Source organism: Flavisolibacter ginsengisoli DSM 18119 (genome assembly GCF_900129295.1).
GTDB classification, from domain to species: domain Bacteria; phylum Bacteroidota; class Bacteroidia; order Chitinophagales; family Chitinophagaceae; genus Flavisolibacter; species Flavisolibacter ginsengisoli.
In genome coordinates this window covers 17,508-33,908 of the sequence record NZ_FQUU01000024.1, presented here as the reverse complement: position 1 = coordinate 33,908, position 16,401 = coordinate 17,508, and the positions used below count along the sequence as shown (strand labels likewise).

The following is a 16,401-nucleotide window of genomic DNA, read 5'->3' as shown; positions in this document are numbered from 1 at the left end:
AATGATAGAGTTAAATAGCAAAAATAGAAATGGGCTACCAAAGGATTGGCATTGGATAGAAGTTAAAAATATTGCTGAAAGCATTCAGTACGGTTATACTGAATCTTCATCGAAAGAAAAAGTTGGTCCAAAATTTCTGCGAATAACAGATATTCAAAATGGCGACGTTCTGTGGAATGCTGTACCCTACTGCCCAATTGATGCAGATAATAAGGAGAAGTATTTACTAAAAGTTGGAGATTTATTATTTGCAAGAACTGGTGCAACTGTTGGAAAAAGCTATTTAGTCAAGGGAAATATTCCTGAATCTGTTTTTGCTTCTTATCTAATTCGTGTTCGCTTTAAGAAAGGTATTATTGATAAATATATATACAATTATTTTCAATCACTATATTATTGGCAGCAAATCACAGACGGACAAGTTGGTATAGGTCAACCAAATGTTAATGGAACTAAACTAGGTCTATTAGTTGTTCCAATGGCTCCACTAAATATTCAGCAACAAATTGTTTCAAAAATAGAAGAACTCTTTAGCGAATTAGATAAAGGCGTTGAAGAATTAAAAACTGCACAACGGCAATTAAAAGTTTACCGGCAGGCTGTATTAAAATGGGCTTTTGAAGGGAGGCTGACAAATGAGGGTGTGAAGGATGGCGAGTTGCCGGATGGGTGGAAAAGGATCGAATTAAAAGATGCTTGCATAATTAAAAGAGGTAAGTCCAAGCATAGACCAAGAAATGAACCTTCATTATTCGGTGGTAAATATCCATTCATCCAAACGGGGGATATAAGGAATGCAAATGGCTGCTATATTTCAACCTTTACACAAACATATAGTGAGCAAGGATTACAACAAAGTAAGTTATGGCCTAAAGGAACTTTATGTATTACCATAGCAGCGAATATTGGCGAAACAGCTATATTGAATTTTGATGCATGCTTTCCAGATAGTGTTGTTGGTTTGATTTCCAAGGAAGAAGTTCTGCTAACCAAATACACAAACTATTTCTTCATTTTCTACAAGTCGAAGTTGGAGGAGATGGCGCCAGCAACGGCTCAAAAGAACATTAATGTAGATATACTAGAAAAAGTAAAAGTTCCTTTATGCTCTATTGAAGAGCAACACCAAATCGTTCAGGAAATAGAAAGCCGTCTTAGTGTTTGTGATAATATAGAAGAAACAATAACAAGTAGCTTAAAACAAGCAGAGGCTTTAAGGCAAAGTATTTTGAAGAAGGCGTTTGAGGGTAAATTATTTTAAAACCAAAACTACACATATAATGTCGTTCGAGCTCCATCAAATAAGAGAAGCTTATATAAAACTAAAGTCTTACATCTATTTTGATAGTACAGACCTTCTTTTAAGAAGGAAGCTAGTTGAATTTGAAACAAATACAATTAAGGATGACATTTTATCTTTGATTAAAGGCGGCCCTAGGCCATATTTAAACAAAATAAGTTTTAAGAAATTAAAAATATCTGAAAGCGTTGATAAGAAACTAGAATCAATTAAAGATGCATTAAATGAATACCATGAGGACCAGAGTTTTTTTGATTATTTTTTGGCGCAAATAACAGTATTGTTTTATCCAAAATCTATAGAGCAAAGAAATATTGATGAAAATTTTATAACAAATAAAAGAATTGAAAGCTCCTATAAAGTTGACCGGGTTAATGCATTTATTGATGCTCCTTTGGAGCTACATATTTTATCTGTCTTGTGGATAATGGAGTATGGCGTACACTATGATGCAGTTTTAGATGATAGTTGCTTAGGCAATAGACTTTTACTGAATAAAAGTAAGGATAAGGTTGTTCAAGGATCAAGCCTTTTCAAGCCATATTTCAAACAGTATCAGAAGTGGAGAGATGACTCAGTCAAGGCCGCACAAAGCCTTTTAAAAGACAACAGAAATGCACTTTTTTTAAATCTTGACATTCAAGATTATTTTCATTCTGTTAGGATTCCCACTACAAAACTCTATAATAACAATAAAGCTGGAGTTTTACAACATTTATCAAATCTTGAGGAGATTTTCTTAAAAATCCATACTATTTATTCAGAAAAAGTAGGAAAGAAGTATGAAGTGCCATACGAATTTTTCAAAAGCTTGAAAAAGGACAATTCAAATAACCTTTCTGAAATTATTCTTCCAATAGGTTTATTGTCTTCGTACGTTTTGGCAAATGACTTCCTTAAGGATTTTGATACCCGAATTTTTCAATTAATAAAACCTGCATACTATGGAAGGTATGTTGACGACATATTAATTGTAATTGCAGACCCTAAACCTGACTACCATAAGACAGAAAAAGATGAAGATTTTAAATTTTCTTTTAAAAAGTACAAGAATAAAATAAACAGAGCAAAAAAAAGAAATGAAAAGGTTTCGTTTAGCGAGGAAAGTTTGACCCAGTTAGAAGAGTATGTACTGCAGAATTTTTCCGTCGTTATTAAATTAATCGATACTCCACCCTTTATTCAAAAGGAAACTAATAAAGATAAGCACGTGCAAAAGTCTTTTAAATTGTGTGGATATGATTCACTTTATTGTCAAAGCGCTAAATCATTATTGTACTTTTTTGATTCAGAAGAATCAGATTTGGTCATCGACAAGCTTAAAAAAGAATTGGATGAAAAAACAAGCGAGTTTAGAGATTTTCCAGAGGAAGATCATAACGAAGAAAGCTTCGAAGAAAGTGCTTATTATTTGCAATATGATGGATCCGATGGAAAAATTAGAACTTTGAAAGATTATAAGGAAAACAGATATGGGCTTACTGTTTACTTAGCTAATAAAATATTCAGTGCTCTAAGACATGAAAGACAGATATCTGATGAGGAAGGCAAGCAAGTGTTAAAATTTTTTCGTGGTTCCAACTGTATAAATTTTTATAGGCTTTGGGAAAAGATCTTCACTTATTTTCTTGTTAATAGACAAGCTAAAACATATGTCGATTTTTATCTTCACTGTCTCATAGAAATTCAAAAACTTGTAAATGTTAATAAGAAAAATAAGGTCCAGGATTCCCTAATTAAGGAAACAATGACTAATTACTTGGATTGTGCTCATGAACTTGCACTATCTCTAAATCCAAAATTTATAAAGGATACACAAGAAGCATTTATCCATTTTGAATTTCAATTAAGGAAAATAGAATCTACTCTTCCATTTTTCTTTAGTTTAAGTTTTGAACCAACCAAATCGAATTCATTTTGGGTCTATAGATTTAGGCAAACGAATATGATTCGTCATCATTATGTAATTCATCCATTACTTAATTACACCAGAAAGTCGAAAAAGGGGATGATAGATCTTACTTCTTTAAATTTTTCTTTTCAAGATTATTACTTGGATCAAGAGTTGTTGAATAATTCTCCAAGAGCAGTAAAATTTTGGGAATGCTGTTTAGCAATTGCATTAGAGAAGTTATCAAAGTTTGAGAAAAGAAGTGGTATCTACGAAGATGGTAGAATAATAACTAATGTTTTGGGAATTACTGATGTGGTTAGTAAGGATACATTCAAAGAAGATGAACATACTGATGAATTTTACCTTGATGCTGCTTTTGAATTGTATAAGCAGATAAATCAAAATCATATACCTAGTTATAAATTTGATGAGGAGGATTTTAGAGAGCAATTTTACAAACGCTCATCACAATCTGTTCATTATGATAAAATTAAACCATTAAAAGTTCAAGAGATAAGGGTGTCGTCAGGTAAAAGTAAATTGGCAGAACCAAGTATATCATTTGCGAACACAGAAGTAAAAGAGGACAATATTCTTAAGAGCTTAAGAGGGATACCGAATTTAGGTTTAGAAAGGTATCAGCAATTATCAGAAATACTAAAAAGTGCGAGAGTTGCTAGATCAAATATTCTAATATTTCCAGAATTTTTTATTCCTATTAATCTTCTTTCAAGTTTAGTTAGATATTCTGAAAAAAATAGTGTGCTTACCATTACTGGGTTGGAGCATGTAACAGTTGATTTCACTGTTTTTAATTTTATTGTTACGATTCTTCCGGTTGAAGTTGGAGGAATAAGAGACGCAGTCGTTGTCTTTAGATTGAAAAATCATTATGCCCATGCTGAAGAAGCATTAATTGAAGGGAATCATTTTGCGATACCGAAGCCTTCACCTTATAGATATGATATATTTAACTGGCGTAATATCTATTTTTCAAGTTATTATTGTTTTGAGCTTGCAAACTCATTGCATAGAAGTTTGATGAAGGGAAAAATTGACTTATTGATTGGAGTTGAATGGAATAGAGATACTCCATATTTTTCGAATATCGTTGAAACTGGATCACGAGATTTACATACATATGTTGCTCAAGTGAATACAAGTCAGTATGGCGATACAAGATTAACCCAGCCTGTAGAAACTGCGAGAAAAGATATTTTGAGATTGAAAGGTGGTACAAATGATACGATACTTGTCGCAAAGATTAATATAAACAGGCTAAGGGAGTTTCAAAGACAAAAGTTTTCTTTAACACATTCGGTCGGAGAATTTAAACCTTTGCCACCAGATTTTTTACTCCAAGATGTATTACGAAGAATGAGAAATGAAAGTATCTTATAAAATGCATATTCTGATGAAGGTTTTTGACGATGTCGGCAAGCTTTTCAAAATGTTTATCTATAGGCATGGTGCAATTAGGCCACATAATTCTCTTAACATAGAAGAGTGCGAAGCAGAGGGAAGTTTCATGTTGATTAGTTCAAGTAAAAAATATATGCCATGTCTACCAACCAAATCATATCCAAAGTCTGGTCTTTCTGCAACACGCTTCGTGATGATGGTGTAGGCTATGGCGATTACCTGGAGCAGCTTACCTACCTGCTGTTTCTGAAAATGGCAGATGAATATACGAGACCTCCTTATAACCGGAAGATGCCTATTCCTTCTCAATACAACTGGCAAAGCCTGGTGGATCTGAAAGGCGATGAACTGGAGGTGCATTATACAGCTACCCTCAGGGAATTGGGCAGGGAGAAAGGTATACTAGGGCAGATCTTTACCAAGAGCCAGAACAAGATATCGGATCCTGCCAAGCTGTATAAGCTGGTGCAGATGATACATGCGGAGAACTGGGTGCTGATGGATGCAGATGTGAAAGGCGATATCTATGAAGGCCTGCTGGAGAAGAATGCGGAAGATACCAAGAGCGGCGCCGGTCAGTATTTTACACCCCGCGCTCTTATCAGGGCTATGGTGGAATGTGTGCGTCCGGAACCAATGAAGACCATTGCCGACCCGGCCTGTGGTACCGGTGGCTTCTTTTTAGCCGCCTATGATTTTATCGTAAACAATCATAACCTGGATAAGGAGCAAAAGAAGTTCCTCAAGTTCAACACATTTTACGGCAACGAGATCGTAGCAGGTACCAGGCGGCTGGCACTGATGAATCTTTTCCTGCACAACATTGGCGATATAGATAGTGATAACTCAATTTCTCCTGCCGATGCATTAATAGCTTCTTCACCGGAGCGCTATGATTATGTGCTGGCCAATCCGCCCTTTGGCAAGAAAAGCAGCCAGACCTTTACCAACGAAGAAGGGGAGCAGGAGAAGGAAGACCTTACCTATAACCGCCAGGATTTCTGGGCCACCACCAGCAACAAGCAACTGAACTTTGTGCAGCACATCCGCTCCATGCTGAAGCCAACGGGCATGGCCGCTGTGGTAATACCTGATAATGTACTCTTTGAAGGCGGTGCAGGAGAGATGGTGCGCAAAAAGTTATTGGAAACAACAGAGGTGCATACCATTCTTCGTTTGCCTACTGGTATCTTTTATGCCAATGGCGTTAAGGCCAACGTGGTCTTCTTCGACAACAAACCCTCGGGCAAGGATCCCTGGACAAAGGAGGTTTGGTTTTATGACTACCGCACCAACATACACCATACACTTAAAAAGAATCCATTAAAGCTCGCCGACCTGCAGGATTTCATTACCTGCTACCATGCAGCTAACAGGCATAAGAGAAAGGAAACCTATCACCCCACAGATAATCCTGAAGGCCGCTGGCGCAGGTTCTCTTACGAAGAGATCATTGCCAGGGACAAAACTTCATTGGATATCACCTGGCTAAAGGATAAGAGTCTTGCCGATTTGGATAACCTTCCTGACCCTGATGTATTGGCGGAAGAGATAGCAGAGAACCTGGAAAGTGCGCTGGGGAGTTTTAGAGAGATCATTGCACAGTTGAAGAAGTGAGATTAGTAATACCCATAGTGGAAACAAAATGTATTGTAGTAAAATGAATGTTTTCATTTGTGTATACCGTCATACTGTCAATCCTAGCTATAAAAAGCAGGTCCTGGAGCTTTCTAATATGAACCATTGATCCATGAATTTGTAAAGGAATACTTTAAGCCTGGAAATATATATGATTGGGGTGATGATCCAGCTTTCTTTATGGCAACGAAGGAATTTAGTAATGCAAATTTTGCTACCTGGGGAGTTTGCCGTCCGGAGGTAAGAAGCCAATTAAAACAAGGTGACCTTGTAATCTTCTTTTGTGGCCGACAGGAAATCTCACGCGAATGGAACTATTATTTTATTGGTTTTGGTACTGTTCAGAAGACATTAAGAGAAAGGGAAAACATTTGGTTATCTGATACCTATAAAAAATACAGGAGCTTTTATAATTTATTGATTAGGAATGGTCAACAATTTGAACCGTTCGGGAAGCTTCATACAGATTGGGAGAAAAGGTCTCTATCTCCTTATGTTTTTTTTGAAACAAAGGAGCCCTTTACTTCATTTAATATATCATCACCTTTAAAAGTAGCAACTTGTATTCCCAAGGAATCATTGCTGGAAAGATGGGATTCTGATAATTCCCGGGTCAAAGAACTGGAAAACATACTCTTTAAAAAATATACACAATCAACTAGAAGATTAAGAATAAATAATCCTCAAAGAGCACATGTGCATATTAGGTATAAGCTAACTATTTCAGATATCAATAATTTAAGAAATGATCTTTTGCAGTTCGTTAAGTAATACACCACCTTATAAACTTGCAATTCATTGATTCAAGCAGTATTTTAACGCAAGATATTTTTATCTATACCCGTACTTATGAATCATAATTCTGCTTTAAGAAGAAAAGATGATATTTCATCTTTGCAACCTCTTATTTCTTTATCTGCTTTTGAAAAAGGTGAAGCGTTTGAAAAATTTGTAGCAAGCCTTTTTAACTTAAAAAGTAAGCGGTTTGAATTATTACATTATAATAGTGAAAATGCGATACTTTATGGCTTGGCAGCTGCCAAATGTCTCTACCCGGATTTAAAATTTCTCTTCTATACAAAAGATAGGCCTTTCAAATTTGCCATCGAATGTAAATGGAAGCAAAGTTTTGGTACAGGACATTTTCAATGGGCTGATAGCCATAGGATCAAAAATTATATGGCTTACGAAAAAAGAAATCATATTCCTATGTTCATTGCCATTGGCATCGGCGGACATCCGGCCAGCCCTGATAAATTATATTTAACCCCTCTTTCTCATTTTGGATATAAAACAGAAGTGTTTGAAAGGGACCTGATTCCATATAGGCGAAATCCCAAACGCCGGTTTTTCTATGATGCAAGACAGTTGAAACTATTTTAATCTGCTTATTAAAACTTTTCTTTCCATCCTTCATGCATTGCACAATGCTATGACAGACTTTGATAACCCTAGCACGCAGAAAACAAAAACCTAAGTTCCATGGTTGTAAATATTCAAATCGGTTATTATATTGTTGCCTTATTTACAACATAATACTCTATGAAAAATTGGCTTACCTGTCTGTGTCTAATATTACTAACACTCCAAAGTTGCAAAAAGGATACTAATTCCAGCGCAAATACCGATGGCCCTTTTTATTATAAGGCTACAATAGGCGGCACTTATTACGAGGCCAAAAGTAAAGCTAATCCAACAGGGCCTACAGACTACTGGTCCGGGTCTGGTATGGGTGGACAGGAAACAGTAAGTTTCTCCTCGGACATTACTCCATTGACAAACCCTACTCCTGCCGGGTTCACTACGATAGAAATAACCAAAGGACTCCTTTCCAATTATTATGCGGCAACAAACGCCACTGTTAAAGACTTCCTGGCTCCGGGCACTTATCCCTATAAGACTACCACTATTAATGGGATGTCTATTATTTGGCTGGATAAAGAAGGTAAATTCTGGAGTACGCACTATGGTAGCCAGGATCAAACGGGAAGCAGTTTTAAAATATTGAGTACGGAAGAATATAATGATCCCTCTGTAATGTATTCATTAAAAGTAAAAATGCAATTCAACTGCAAATTATACAAGGAAGATACCGGCGAAATGAAAGAATTAACCAATGGTGAAATGGTTGGTTTGTTCGCGAGGTTAAAATAATAAGCAACCAACTCCGGATGATCCGCTCTCTTATTTTGTTCTTTTCGATTCAAATTTTATCCTTAGGCTCTTTTGCCCAGGTTGCAGTGAAAGATTGTAATCCCGGATATTTCATTAAAAGCTATCGTAGCTCAGAGTCAAAAATTGAAGCTCAGGGCTTTTGCGTTTTAAAAAACAACCATTCCATTACCGTTGGCCTTTCCCCTAATGATGATGTAAATGATAACAGCGATGCTTTTTTGCTTAAAGTAGATGGTAATGGCAACAAGTTGCTGGAAAAAGTGTATGGAGGCACGGGTCATCAAAGTTTTAGTAAAATCCTGGGTTCAGGAGATGGAAATTTGGTAGCTGCGGGAATAGAAACCCTGGGACAGGATTTTAGTTTTTTTATTACCAGGCTGGATACATCGGCCAACGTTTTATGGAAGAGATCTTATGCATTTACCCTTGGAGTAAACTTTGCTATCACTGATTTGCAGGAGGATAGGGATGGGTCGATTTATATGACCTGCTTTTACGTAGCTGATGGTTTGTCCTTTTACGATCGCGTTATGTATATAAAATTTGATGCGAATGGAAACGTGCGCTATGCAAAGTCATTTAAACCACCCGGGGAGATCAATGATTTTTTCCCTTATAGTTTTTTGATTGATGGTGATTATACCTACATCACAGGCAATTATCATAGTTACTATCACTACGATGGTTTCCTCATGAAAATAAAAAATGCAACCGGGGAATTGTTATGGGCAAAGAATTATGATTTTAATGGTGGGGGAGCAATTTTTTTCCAGGTCTTTCCATACAAGAACCAGCTATGCATTATAGGTAACAATGATGTTTACGAGACTGATACCAGCATTATACTGTTATGCGATACTTCGGGGAAAGTGCAGAACACTCATTATATGCAGGGTGATGACAGAAGGCAGGGAAAGGCTATTATGGATGCATCAGGTGATATTACCTGGTTGAATTATAATTTCAGGTATAGTTCGGTGAATCCTATCCACCTTAATATAACCAAAATGAACCCGGCAAAGGGAGTCACCTGGTCCAGGAATTTTAACCAGTTGCCAAGAATGCGTGAGATAACAGGGGTAGGTTATGCAAGCGATAGCACTTTAATATTTAGTGGCCAACACCTGGATACTATTAATGAATTAAAGATTTTTAGTGGGCGCTTAAGTCCTTCAGGTGAATTGGCATGTGAACCCGAAACAGTTCAGGTTCGTTTTGGAGAGGGTACTTCCATTGCAAAAGATCTTAAGCTGGAAGTTCGCGATTATACGTTTACAGAGGTATTTAAAAGCTGGGTTATCATTGAAAATAGAATTGACAAGGTTGATACGTTTTGCTATCAAAAGAACAACTGTACCTTTTTAAAATTATATGCACCGGATACGCTATGCAAAACAGGTGATACCTTGTCAGTGGTCATTTCTAAAGACGCCGATTGCATTTCTACGCCTACATTTATGTATGATGCCAGCATGGTAAAACTGTTGAATTCCACTTCTTTCCAGGGGAAATTTGTTTTTCTAAAACAGGGTGTAACAACCATTAAATGTTTTATTCTGGCCGGATGCGCTTTATTGGAGGATTCTGTAACCGTGTATTACCTGCCTTCGCCGGGACAGGTAAGCCTGGGGAAGGATACGAGTTTGTGTAAGGACAATACGGTTCAATTAAAAGCTGGAGAGGGCTACGTTTCTTATCTCTGGCAGGACGGCTCCGCCGGTTCAGTTTATTTAGTAACAGTTCCGGGTATTTATCATGTAAGGGTAACTGATGCCTGTGGTAACAGTTTCATGGATACGGTGAAGGTAATCGAGGCCCCGCCTATCAGTTTTGATTTGGGTCCTGATCGTACCAAATGCAACATAGATACCTTGCACCTGTCCGCGCCGCCCGGGTTTTTAAATTACAAATGGTCTAATAATTATAATATCAGTTCTACCATTTCCCAAAATGTAGTGGTAAATCCTTTAATGGATACAGCCTACTACATCAAAGCTGAAAAATCGCCAGGCTGTTTTGCATACGATACAGTAAGGATAACAGTGAATCATTCTTCTGCCATTGATCTGGGTACAGACAAAAGCTTTTGTAGTGGCGACAGTGTGGTCTTTGATGCAGGTGGTGGATTTAAAGATTATAGGTGGAGTACAGGAACCCGTACGCAACTACTAACAGTTAACAGTATGGGTAGTTATACTGTAGTGGCTACAAACTCAGATGGCTGCAAAAGTTACGATACGGTAAAAGTGCTTGCAGTATATGCAAACCCTGTAGTTAGTTTAGACCACAGTAACACCCTTTGCATGGGTTCCTCAAGAATCTTAAATGCAGGAAGCTTTTCTTCTTATAAATGGAGTGATGGAAGCACTGCCAGAACGCTTGAAGTTAACCATACAGGTATCTATGCTGTTGATGTGCAGGATGCCCATGGATGTAAAGGAAGCGATACCACTATTATTACGGAGCTTCTCCCGGTACCAGGAAACTTTTTGCCTGCAGATACAGCTATTTGTTCTTATGGGTCGCTTACTTTAAAACCTATTCATCTTTACAACAGTTACATCTGGAGCAATAATGCCACTGCCTCATCTATCACTATTACGCAGCCAGGGCGGTACTGGCTCCAGGTGAAAGATGTCAATCAATGTATAGGAAGGGATACCATACTGGTAAATGTTAAGGATTGTATGACTGGATTTTACATTCCCACGGCCTTTACGCCAGATGGTGATGGGAAGAATGATGCATTCCGGCCCCTGCTTTTTGGGAGGGTAAAGAAATACAGCTTTACTGTTTACAATCGTTGGGGCCAGGTTGTTTTCCAATCTTCTGAATTAGGAAAAGGGTGGAATGGAACCTATGCCAGCTCCCAACAGGATAGTAATGTTTTTGCCTGGATCTGTACCTACCAGTTTGAAGGGCAGGAAGTGAAAGCAGAAAAAGGAACGGTAGTGTTGATCAGGTAAATATTTTGCAGGTAAAGGTGATTTCATTTTTAAACTGCGATTCTTTTTGTGCATGGAAAGACTATTTTAATTCCAAAAAGGCAAAAGCGTAAGGATGGTTGGACTGGTTACTTACACGAATAGGCTTGCCCGGTTCTATAAATATCAGATCTCCTTTGCGGGAGAAGCTTTTGTTGTTCACACTTACCTTCCCGGTATTATCTGTTAATCCAACAATGAGCAGGGGCCGTTTATTATTTACCAGAAGATTCTTTCCTCCTTCCATACTGAGCCTATATACCCGTTCGGGTGCTACATCAATCAGTAGTTGGCTACCTGGTACATTTGAAAAGGGACTTGCCATTGCTGGCTGCCCTTTGGAAAGAAGCTCAATATCCATGACATAAAATTCAGAGCTGTCTTCGTTCCATACCCTGTGTATACGTGGTGTGGTAGCAAAGCTTTCAAAGGAGATGGCGCAGTCGCCGCGCAGGGCTGTGGAGGTTTGTTCTTCCTGTATTACCTGGGATCCGGTTTTCACAGGGTTTAGCACTATGAAGACCGAGGGGGTTTCGTGCTTGTGAAATTGAGTGGTATCACCAGGTGGAATGTGAACGTCAAGTACTCGTACCCAGGCATTCTCAAAGACGTTATGGTGCAAAGGTTCCTGTCTGACTGGAACCTGGGACATGCCTGTACAAGAGATGCAAATGGGGAAGAGCAGAAGTAATGCTTTCATTATTATAGAAGTTACCATTTATATATTGAATTCCAGGTTAAATCCTCAGAACAGCCGCCTTGCCTATAACACAAAATCCAAATTACCTACAAGTAGGTATTTACTTTTTTCACTCACTGTGTAATCTTCGCCCTGTAAAATGAATGCCCATCACCCTGGGTATGCTCTATTGATTAAAATAAACTCTATGAAACTTAGATTATTCTGCTCTATGCTGCTGGTGTTATTTGTAGCAGCGCAAAGTTGTAAAAAGGCTGTTGAACTTAAGAACCAGTTGGTAGATGCCTATTGGGAAAACATTGATGGCGTTATGCTGCAGTTTGGCGACCAGGAGGCCTATGTGATAGATGCCGGCAATTCCAATCTTGAATCCAACCCCGCGGTGTTTGATATCAATTCCATGCCCTACATCAAGAACATTGTGCAAACAGGCCAGTACACTTATACTGGGGATATTGTCAATACCACTTCCACCAATGGAAAGATATCTTCCATCAGTTACCAGAATACCACCATCAATCTTTCGGAAGAAAACGGAAAGCTGGTGATCCATGTCTCTAACGCTGATGCTTCAGCGGGAACCTGGACCGGCACTTCTAGTACAAGTGGTACAGGCACCAATACGCCCCCGGTGGCCAGGGATACGACCAGCACATTTTTAAAAGACCAGGCCAGCACCTTTTCATCCACACATTCCACAGGAAGTGTTTCGAACTTTAGCAACTTCCCCGTATATGGACGTTATCGTCCTTTGAGTTATTCGCCCGGCAACTATTATTACAGAATGGATGCTTATGTAAATGGCGACTGGCTTTTGACCTTTTATTTTAGTGAAAAGCCATCCGTTAATAAAGTGTATAAATCAACCAGTGGTTCAACCGGTAGTTTATCACCTATGGATAAAGATAAAGTGGGTATAACATATCTCTCTTCTTACGAGGCCGAGAGTGGGAAGGATGTGAATGTAACCGTTAGTGGTGGTAAGATCACTGTTACAGGTACAAATATAAAAACACATACGGTTGCTGGTTATGATGATTACCTGACATTTAAGGTTATAGGACAGTAGGGCGATTTAATATTTAAGATGTAATATTTAGTATTTGCGAGCAGTTTGGCAATGTACGATGTATCCGGATACGTAAGATGTAATATTGGTAGCGAACTATTGCGCATTCCGTCCTTCATAATTATACATGGCCCTGGAACTCCGGGGCCTTATTATTTAATAATTGATATGTATGATTTAATATTTACCGTTAATAATAGTTATCTATTATTCAACCAGAAACCAAGGTTTATTTGTCCTATACCTGTGAATTTTGATACATTAACGGAGTGGGTCTCATTTGTGTAATCACCATTATAAACTGTGCCTTTGGCAAACAGGTAACCAATACCCAGGTTTAGATCCAGGCTGAAACGCTTCAGGCCATTACGTTGAAGTCCCCAGGCTAATCCAATAGTGGTTACAGGCCGTCGATCTACTTCTTTTAAATTGTATTCATCTGCTGTAGCCTGTGTAAAGATGGTCTCCACCATGCCAGCTATATAATTCATGTTGTTCATCTCTGTACGTTTTCCCTTTGCCTGCCTGGCGGTTGCATTGTAATAATAACGGTATTGTGCAGTGGCTGCAGGATCGAAGTAGATCCCCGAATTTGAACCAAAGGTGCTGGACCAGCTGAAATAGGCAGTGGTGTTTAAAAAGGCCTGTGCATACAGGGTTTGCATCTTACCTATTTTGGCTTCATAACTGATACCGGGATTCAAAAAGGTAAGCTTTGTAATATTCCTTACTTCTGTTCCTGTATTGTTTTGGGCCTGGCAAAAGCAGGTAGGAATAAGCAGTGCAATAAATAACAATTTCATTGAGTTGGTTTTGGTGATAGTAATATAATATTTAAAGTTTGTTAAAATGAAAGTAGCATCCATTATGCAGTGTTATGATTTATCGTTTAATGGATGTGTATGGTTTCGCTTTAACCGGGGTCCCCGCTAAGCTTCGCACCTACGTGGTGGTAGACCCCGGCTGCATACGTTTTTTTATGAAGCTCTTTATCATGAATGGATCTTCCGGCGGGGTCTACCCTTATTGAGCCTTGTGTAAGGCAGGGGGACCCCGGCGAACCGGAGTATTAAAACGCATATTGGAAAGCGTTAGTGCCTACGCTGTGTTAGGCCCGCCTAAAAGCCGAGGCCTGTTATTTTTGTAGAAACTCCAGCAGGTAGTATACCAGGAATGCGGGCCAGAAAATGGCTTTGAAGAATCCCAGTACACCGATCCAGAAACTGGTAGCCATCTGGATGAAATAGACCAGCGCACCTATGAATCCTAGCCCATAGATGGCGGAGCCTGAATGATTGCTGCTATCGCGGACAGTTGCCATAATGGAAATTTTGACAGTTAAGCTAAGAAAATTAGAAGCCCGAAACAATGATTTAGGGTGTAATCATTAAGAAGAGAACTAAATGCCGCCATCTCCACGGGATCAAGAGTTCGATGAAAGTAATTGGTTATTTTGCCTTCCATTAATCAACGATCTAATGAAACCTGTTTACAAGATGCATATGAAAACCTTTGTGATCCTGTTGCTGGTATTTGGCACCAGTCAATACTCCCATGCACAAACCGATTCACTGGCAGTAGTGAAAGCCAATTGGGAAACTAAAAAGATTGCCAGGGGTATTACACTGAAACAACACTGGTTTGATCATTCGCTTTTTGGCAGCAACCAGAATATCAGCATACTGGAAATAAAAATGCGCCATGGCATTAAGCTGGATGTAGCAGCCGAACCAAAGGTATTGAAGCCGGCCAGTGAATTTGGATCAGCAGAAAATGCAGTGGCTGCCATTAACGGCACCTTTTTCAACATGAAGAATGGCGGGTCTGAAGATTATATCCGCCTGGACGGACAGGCATTAAATGAAACGCATATTGGCAAGAATGGCAAACGCAGCTTTCACCAGCGATCAGCTATTGTTATTGATGGACGTAAAGTATCCATACAGGCATGGGATGGATCTGAAGACTGGGAGTCGAAACTAAAAGGCGAGGATGTGATGGTAACAGGACCATTATTACTGGATGATGAAAATCGGGTGCTCCTGGATTCGATCAGTTTCAACACGGCAAGGCATCCACGGACAGCACTGGCCATAAAGGGTAATAAGGTGTTACTGATCACGGTTGATGGGCGTAATGATAGAGCGGCTGGAATGAGCCTCTATGAACTGGCAAGTGTGTTGAAATGGCTAAAGGCTGATGATGGTATCAACCTGGATGGCGGTGGATCTACTACCATGTGGGTAAATGGTATGGAAGATGGTGGTGTGGTCAATCATCCTTCGGATAATAAGAAGATGATGAAATCGCCGGATTATAAACCCGGCATGGACCTGGACAGGCTGGCAGCTGATACTACGCGTTGGGATCATGGCGGGGAAAGAAAGGTAGCGAATGTGATTGTGGTGAGGAAGCGGTAAATAAAGAGTTTATATGTTGAAAAGTTGACAGGTTGAAAAGGAAGGGAAATAGGCTGTTATCTTCTTTTTATGAAAGGTCACATTTACCTGCATAATAATTCGGCCGCTCATAGCTCAATACAAAGATTCCGCCTGTGGCGGAATGACAGAGAAACATTGTTTAATGTTTTCAGTTAATCCTTATTTCAAAGGGTATCCTTAAATCTTTGTTCAGTATGGCTATCCATCACTCTCCTCTCTGTCGTCGAAAATAGTATGGCTTGCAATCTGTCTCTCTCTGACCTTGTCATCCTGAGGAACGAAGGATCTGTGGTAAAAACATAGGCGGCCTTTATATAATTGAAGTCGGTAAGGCCTTCTTTTATCAATAGAACCAACATTCATCTAATATCTTCCCGGCAAATCTCTAGGTGGCCAGCAGCCACATATTTCTTTATTTAAAAACTCCAGCCTGGGGTTCATTTCATTAATCATCTTCATCTTCTTTTCTCTTGTCAATCCTTTTATTTCCTTTTCCCTTGCAATCGCCTCATTAATGTACTTATATGGTTCATAGTATAAAAGATGGTAAACATTATATCTGCCTGCAAAACTTGTATTTTGACCTCTCTGCTTATAATGCTCTGTGATCCTTTGTTCAAGGTCATTGGTAACACCTGTATAAAGGACGGTCATTAATTCATTAGTAAGTATGTAAACGAAGTATGGCTTTGTGTACATAAGATTAAAGCAATAATGGTTTTTAAAGAAACAAAATATAATTATGAGGTTTGTGTTTTTAATGATGCAGGTGTAAGCT

At 38.7% G+C, this 16,401-nt stretch carries 14 protein-coding genes; 9 read left to right on the top strand and 5 right to left on the bottom strand.

What is annotated here, in order from left to right; genetic code table 11:
• The first annotated feature begins 1 nt into the window (after position 1).
• The 7 genes from BUA53_RS21480 (at position 2) to BUA53_RS19280 (ending at position 11,395) form a co-directional block, all read left to right on the top strand.
• Positions 2-1,261, top strand: coding sequence for a restriction endonuclease subunit S (locus tag BUA53_RS21480; protein ID WP_084080288.1), 1,260 nt, complete (start codon positions 2-4; stop codon positions 1,259-1,261).
• A 19-nt stretch (positions 1,262-1,280) separates the two neighbouring features.
• Positions 1,281-4,595, top strand: coding sequence for an RNA-dependent RNA polymerase family protein (locus BUA53_RS19305; protein WP_072837041.1), 3,315 nt, complete (start codon positions 1,281-1,283; stop codon positions 4,593-4,595).
• Positions 4,596-4,754: 159 nt separating this feature from the next.
• The gene (locus BUA53_RS19300; protein WP_072837040.1) at positions 4,755-6,233 is read left to right on the top strand and encodes a class I SAM-dependent DNA methyltransferase; all 1,479 of its coding nucleotides are present in this window, start codon (positions 4,755-4,757) and stop codon (positions 6,231-6,233) included.
• 126 nt (positions 6,234-6,359) lie between these two features.
• Complete coding sequence (locus BUA53_RS19295) at positions 6,360-7,025, top strand: hypothetical protein (protein ID WP_072837039.1); 666 nt, start codon at positions 6,360-6,362, stop codon at positions 7,023-7,025.
• 78 nt (positions 7,026-7,103) lie between these two features.
• Positions 7,104-7,637: a hypothetical protein gene (locus tag BUA53_RS19290; RefSeq protein ID WP_072837038.1), complete on the top strand. Its 534-nt coding sequence runs from the start codon at positions 7,104-7,106 to the stop codon at positions 7,635-7,637.
• Between the two features lie 159 nt (positions 7,638-7,796).
• Complete coding sequence (locus BUA53_RS19285; RefSeq protein WP_072837037.1) at positions 7,797-8,408, top strand: hypothetical protein; 612 nt, start codon at positions 7,797-7,799, stop codon at positions 8,406-8,408.
• Between the two features lie 17 nt (positions 8,409-8,425).
• Positions 8,426-11,395, top strand: a complete 2,970-nt coding sequence (locus BUA53_RS19280; RefSeq protein ID WP_072837036.1) for a T9SS type B sorting domain-containing protein — start codon at positions 8,426-8,428, stop codon at positions 11,393-11,395.
• A gap of 61 nt (positions 11,396-11,456) precedes the next feature.
• Here BUA53_RS19280 and BUA53_RS19275 read toward each other — a convergent pair whose 3' ends face one another.
• The gene (locus tag BUA53_RS19275) at positions 11,457-12,065 is read right to left on the bottom strand and encodes a cupin domain-containing protein (protein WP_072837035.1); all 609 of its coding nucleotides are present in this window, start codon (positions 12,063-12,065) and stop codon (positions 11,457-11,459) included.
• 235 nt (positions 12,066-12,300) lie between these two features.
• On the opposite strand from BUA53_RS19275, the gene BUA53_RS19270 reads away from it, so the two are divergent.
• Positions 12,301-13,182: a hypothetical protein gene (locus BUA53_RS19270; protein ID WP_139256507.1), complete on the top strand. Its 882-nt coding sequence runs from the start codon at positions 12,301-12,303 to the stop codon at positions 13,180-13,182.
• 200 nt (positions 13,183-13,382) lie between these two features.
• On the opposite strand, the gene BUA53_RS19265 is transcribed toward BUA53_RS19270, so the two are convergent.
• Both BUA53_RS19265 and BUA53_RS19260 read right to left on the bottom strand, forming a co-directional pair.
• On the bottom strand, positions 13,383-13,985 hold the full coding sequence (locus tag BUA53_RS19265; RefSeq protein WP_139256506.1) for a hypothetical protein: 603 nt from the start codon (positions 13,983-13,985) through the stop codon (positions 13,383-13,385).
• A 332-nt stretch (positions 13,986-14,317) separates the two neighbouring features.
• Positions 14,318-14,503 carry a hypothetical protein gene (locus BUA53_RS19260; protein ID WP_072837032.1) on the bottom strand — a complete coding sequence of 62 codons (186 nt, stop codon included), beginning with the start codon at positions 14,501-14,503 and terminating at the stop codon, positions 14,318-14,320.
• Positions 14,504-14,660: 157 nt separating this feature from the next.
• Between BUA53_RS19260 and BUA53_RS19255 the strand changes: the two genes are divergently transcribed.
• Positions 14,661-15,602, top strand: coding sequence for a phosphodiester glycosidase family protein (locus BUA53_RS19255; protein WP_217653033.1), 942 nt, complete (start codon positions 14,661-14,663; stop codon positions 15,600-15,602).
• A gap of 185 nt (positions 15,603-15,787) precedes the next feature.
• Here the strand turns inward: BUA53_RS19255 and BUA53_RS21475 are convergent, their stop codons facing one another.
• Together BUA53_RS21475 and BUA53_RS19250 are read right to left on the bottom strand one after the other, a co-directional pair.
• Positions 15,788-15,982, bottom strand: a complete 195-nt coding sequence (locus BUA53_RS21475) for a hypothetical protein (protein ID WP_217653032.1) — start codon at positions 15,980-15,982, stop codon at positions 15,788-15,790.
• Between the two features lie 4 nt (positions 15,983-15,986).
• A complete protein-coding gene (locus tag BUA53_RS19250) occupies positions 15,987-16,322 on the bottom strand; it encodes a GIY-YIG nuclease family protein (protein ID WP_072837031.1) in 336 nt (111 codons plus the stop codon).
• Between the last annotated feature and the right edge of the window lie 79 nt (positions 16,323-16,401).

Bases quoted from the DNA above. Each gene is read 5' to 3' on its own strand.
- BUA53_RS19290 (WP_072837038.1), top strand. From the start codon at position 7,104: ATGAATCATAATTCTGCTTTAAGAAGAAAAGATGATATTTCATCTTTG.
- BUA53_RS19275 (WP_072837035.1), bottom strand. From the start codon at position 12,065: ATGTCCCAGGTTCCAGTCAGACAGGAACCTTTGCACCATAACGTCTTT.
- BUA53_RS19285 (WP_072837037.1), top strand. From the start codon at position 7,797: ATGAAAAATTGGCTTACCTGTCTGTGTCTAATATTACTAACACTCCAA.
- BUA53_RS19255 (WP_217653033.1), top strand. From the start codon at position 14,661: ATGAAACCTGTTTACAAGATGCATATGAAAACCTTTGTGATCCTGTTG.
- BUA53_RS19280 (WP_072837036.1), top strand. From the start codon at position 8,426: ATGATCCGCTCTCTTATTTTGTTCTTTTCGATTCAAATTTTATCCTTA.
- BUA53_RS19305 (WP_072837041.1), top strand. From the start codon at position 1,281: ATGTCGTTCGAGCTCCATCAAATAAGAGAAGCTTATATAAAACTAAAG.
- BUA53_RS19260 (WP_072837032.1), bottom strand. From the start codon at position 14,503: ATGGCAACTGTCCGCGATAGCAGCAATCATTCAGGCTCCGCCATCTAT.
- BUA53_RS21475 (WP_217653032.1), bottom strand. From the start codon at position 15,982: ATGTTGGTTCTATTGATAAAAGAAGGCCTTACCGACTTCAATTATATA.
- BUA53_RS19300 (WP_072837040.1), top strand. From the start codon at position 4,755: ATGTCTACCAACCAAATCATATCCAAAGTCTGGTCTTTCTGCAACACG.
- BUA53_RS19265 (WP_139256506.1), bottom strand. From the start codon at position 13,985: ATGAAATTGTTATTTATTGCACTGCTTATTCCTACCTGCTTTTGCCAG.
- BUA53_RS19270 (WP_139256507.1), top strand. From the start codon at position 12,301: ATGAAACTTAGATTATTCTGCTCTATGCTGCTGGTGTTATTTGTAGCA.
- BUA53_RS19250 (WP_072837031.1), bottom strand. From the start codon at position 16,322: ATGTACACAAAGCCATACTTCGTTTACATACTTACTAATGAATTAATG.
- BUA53_RS21480 (WP_084080288.1), top strand. From the start codon at position 2: ATGATAGAGTTAAATAGCAAAAATAGAAATGGGCTACCAAAGGATTGG.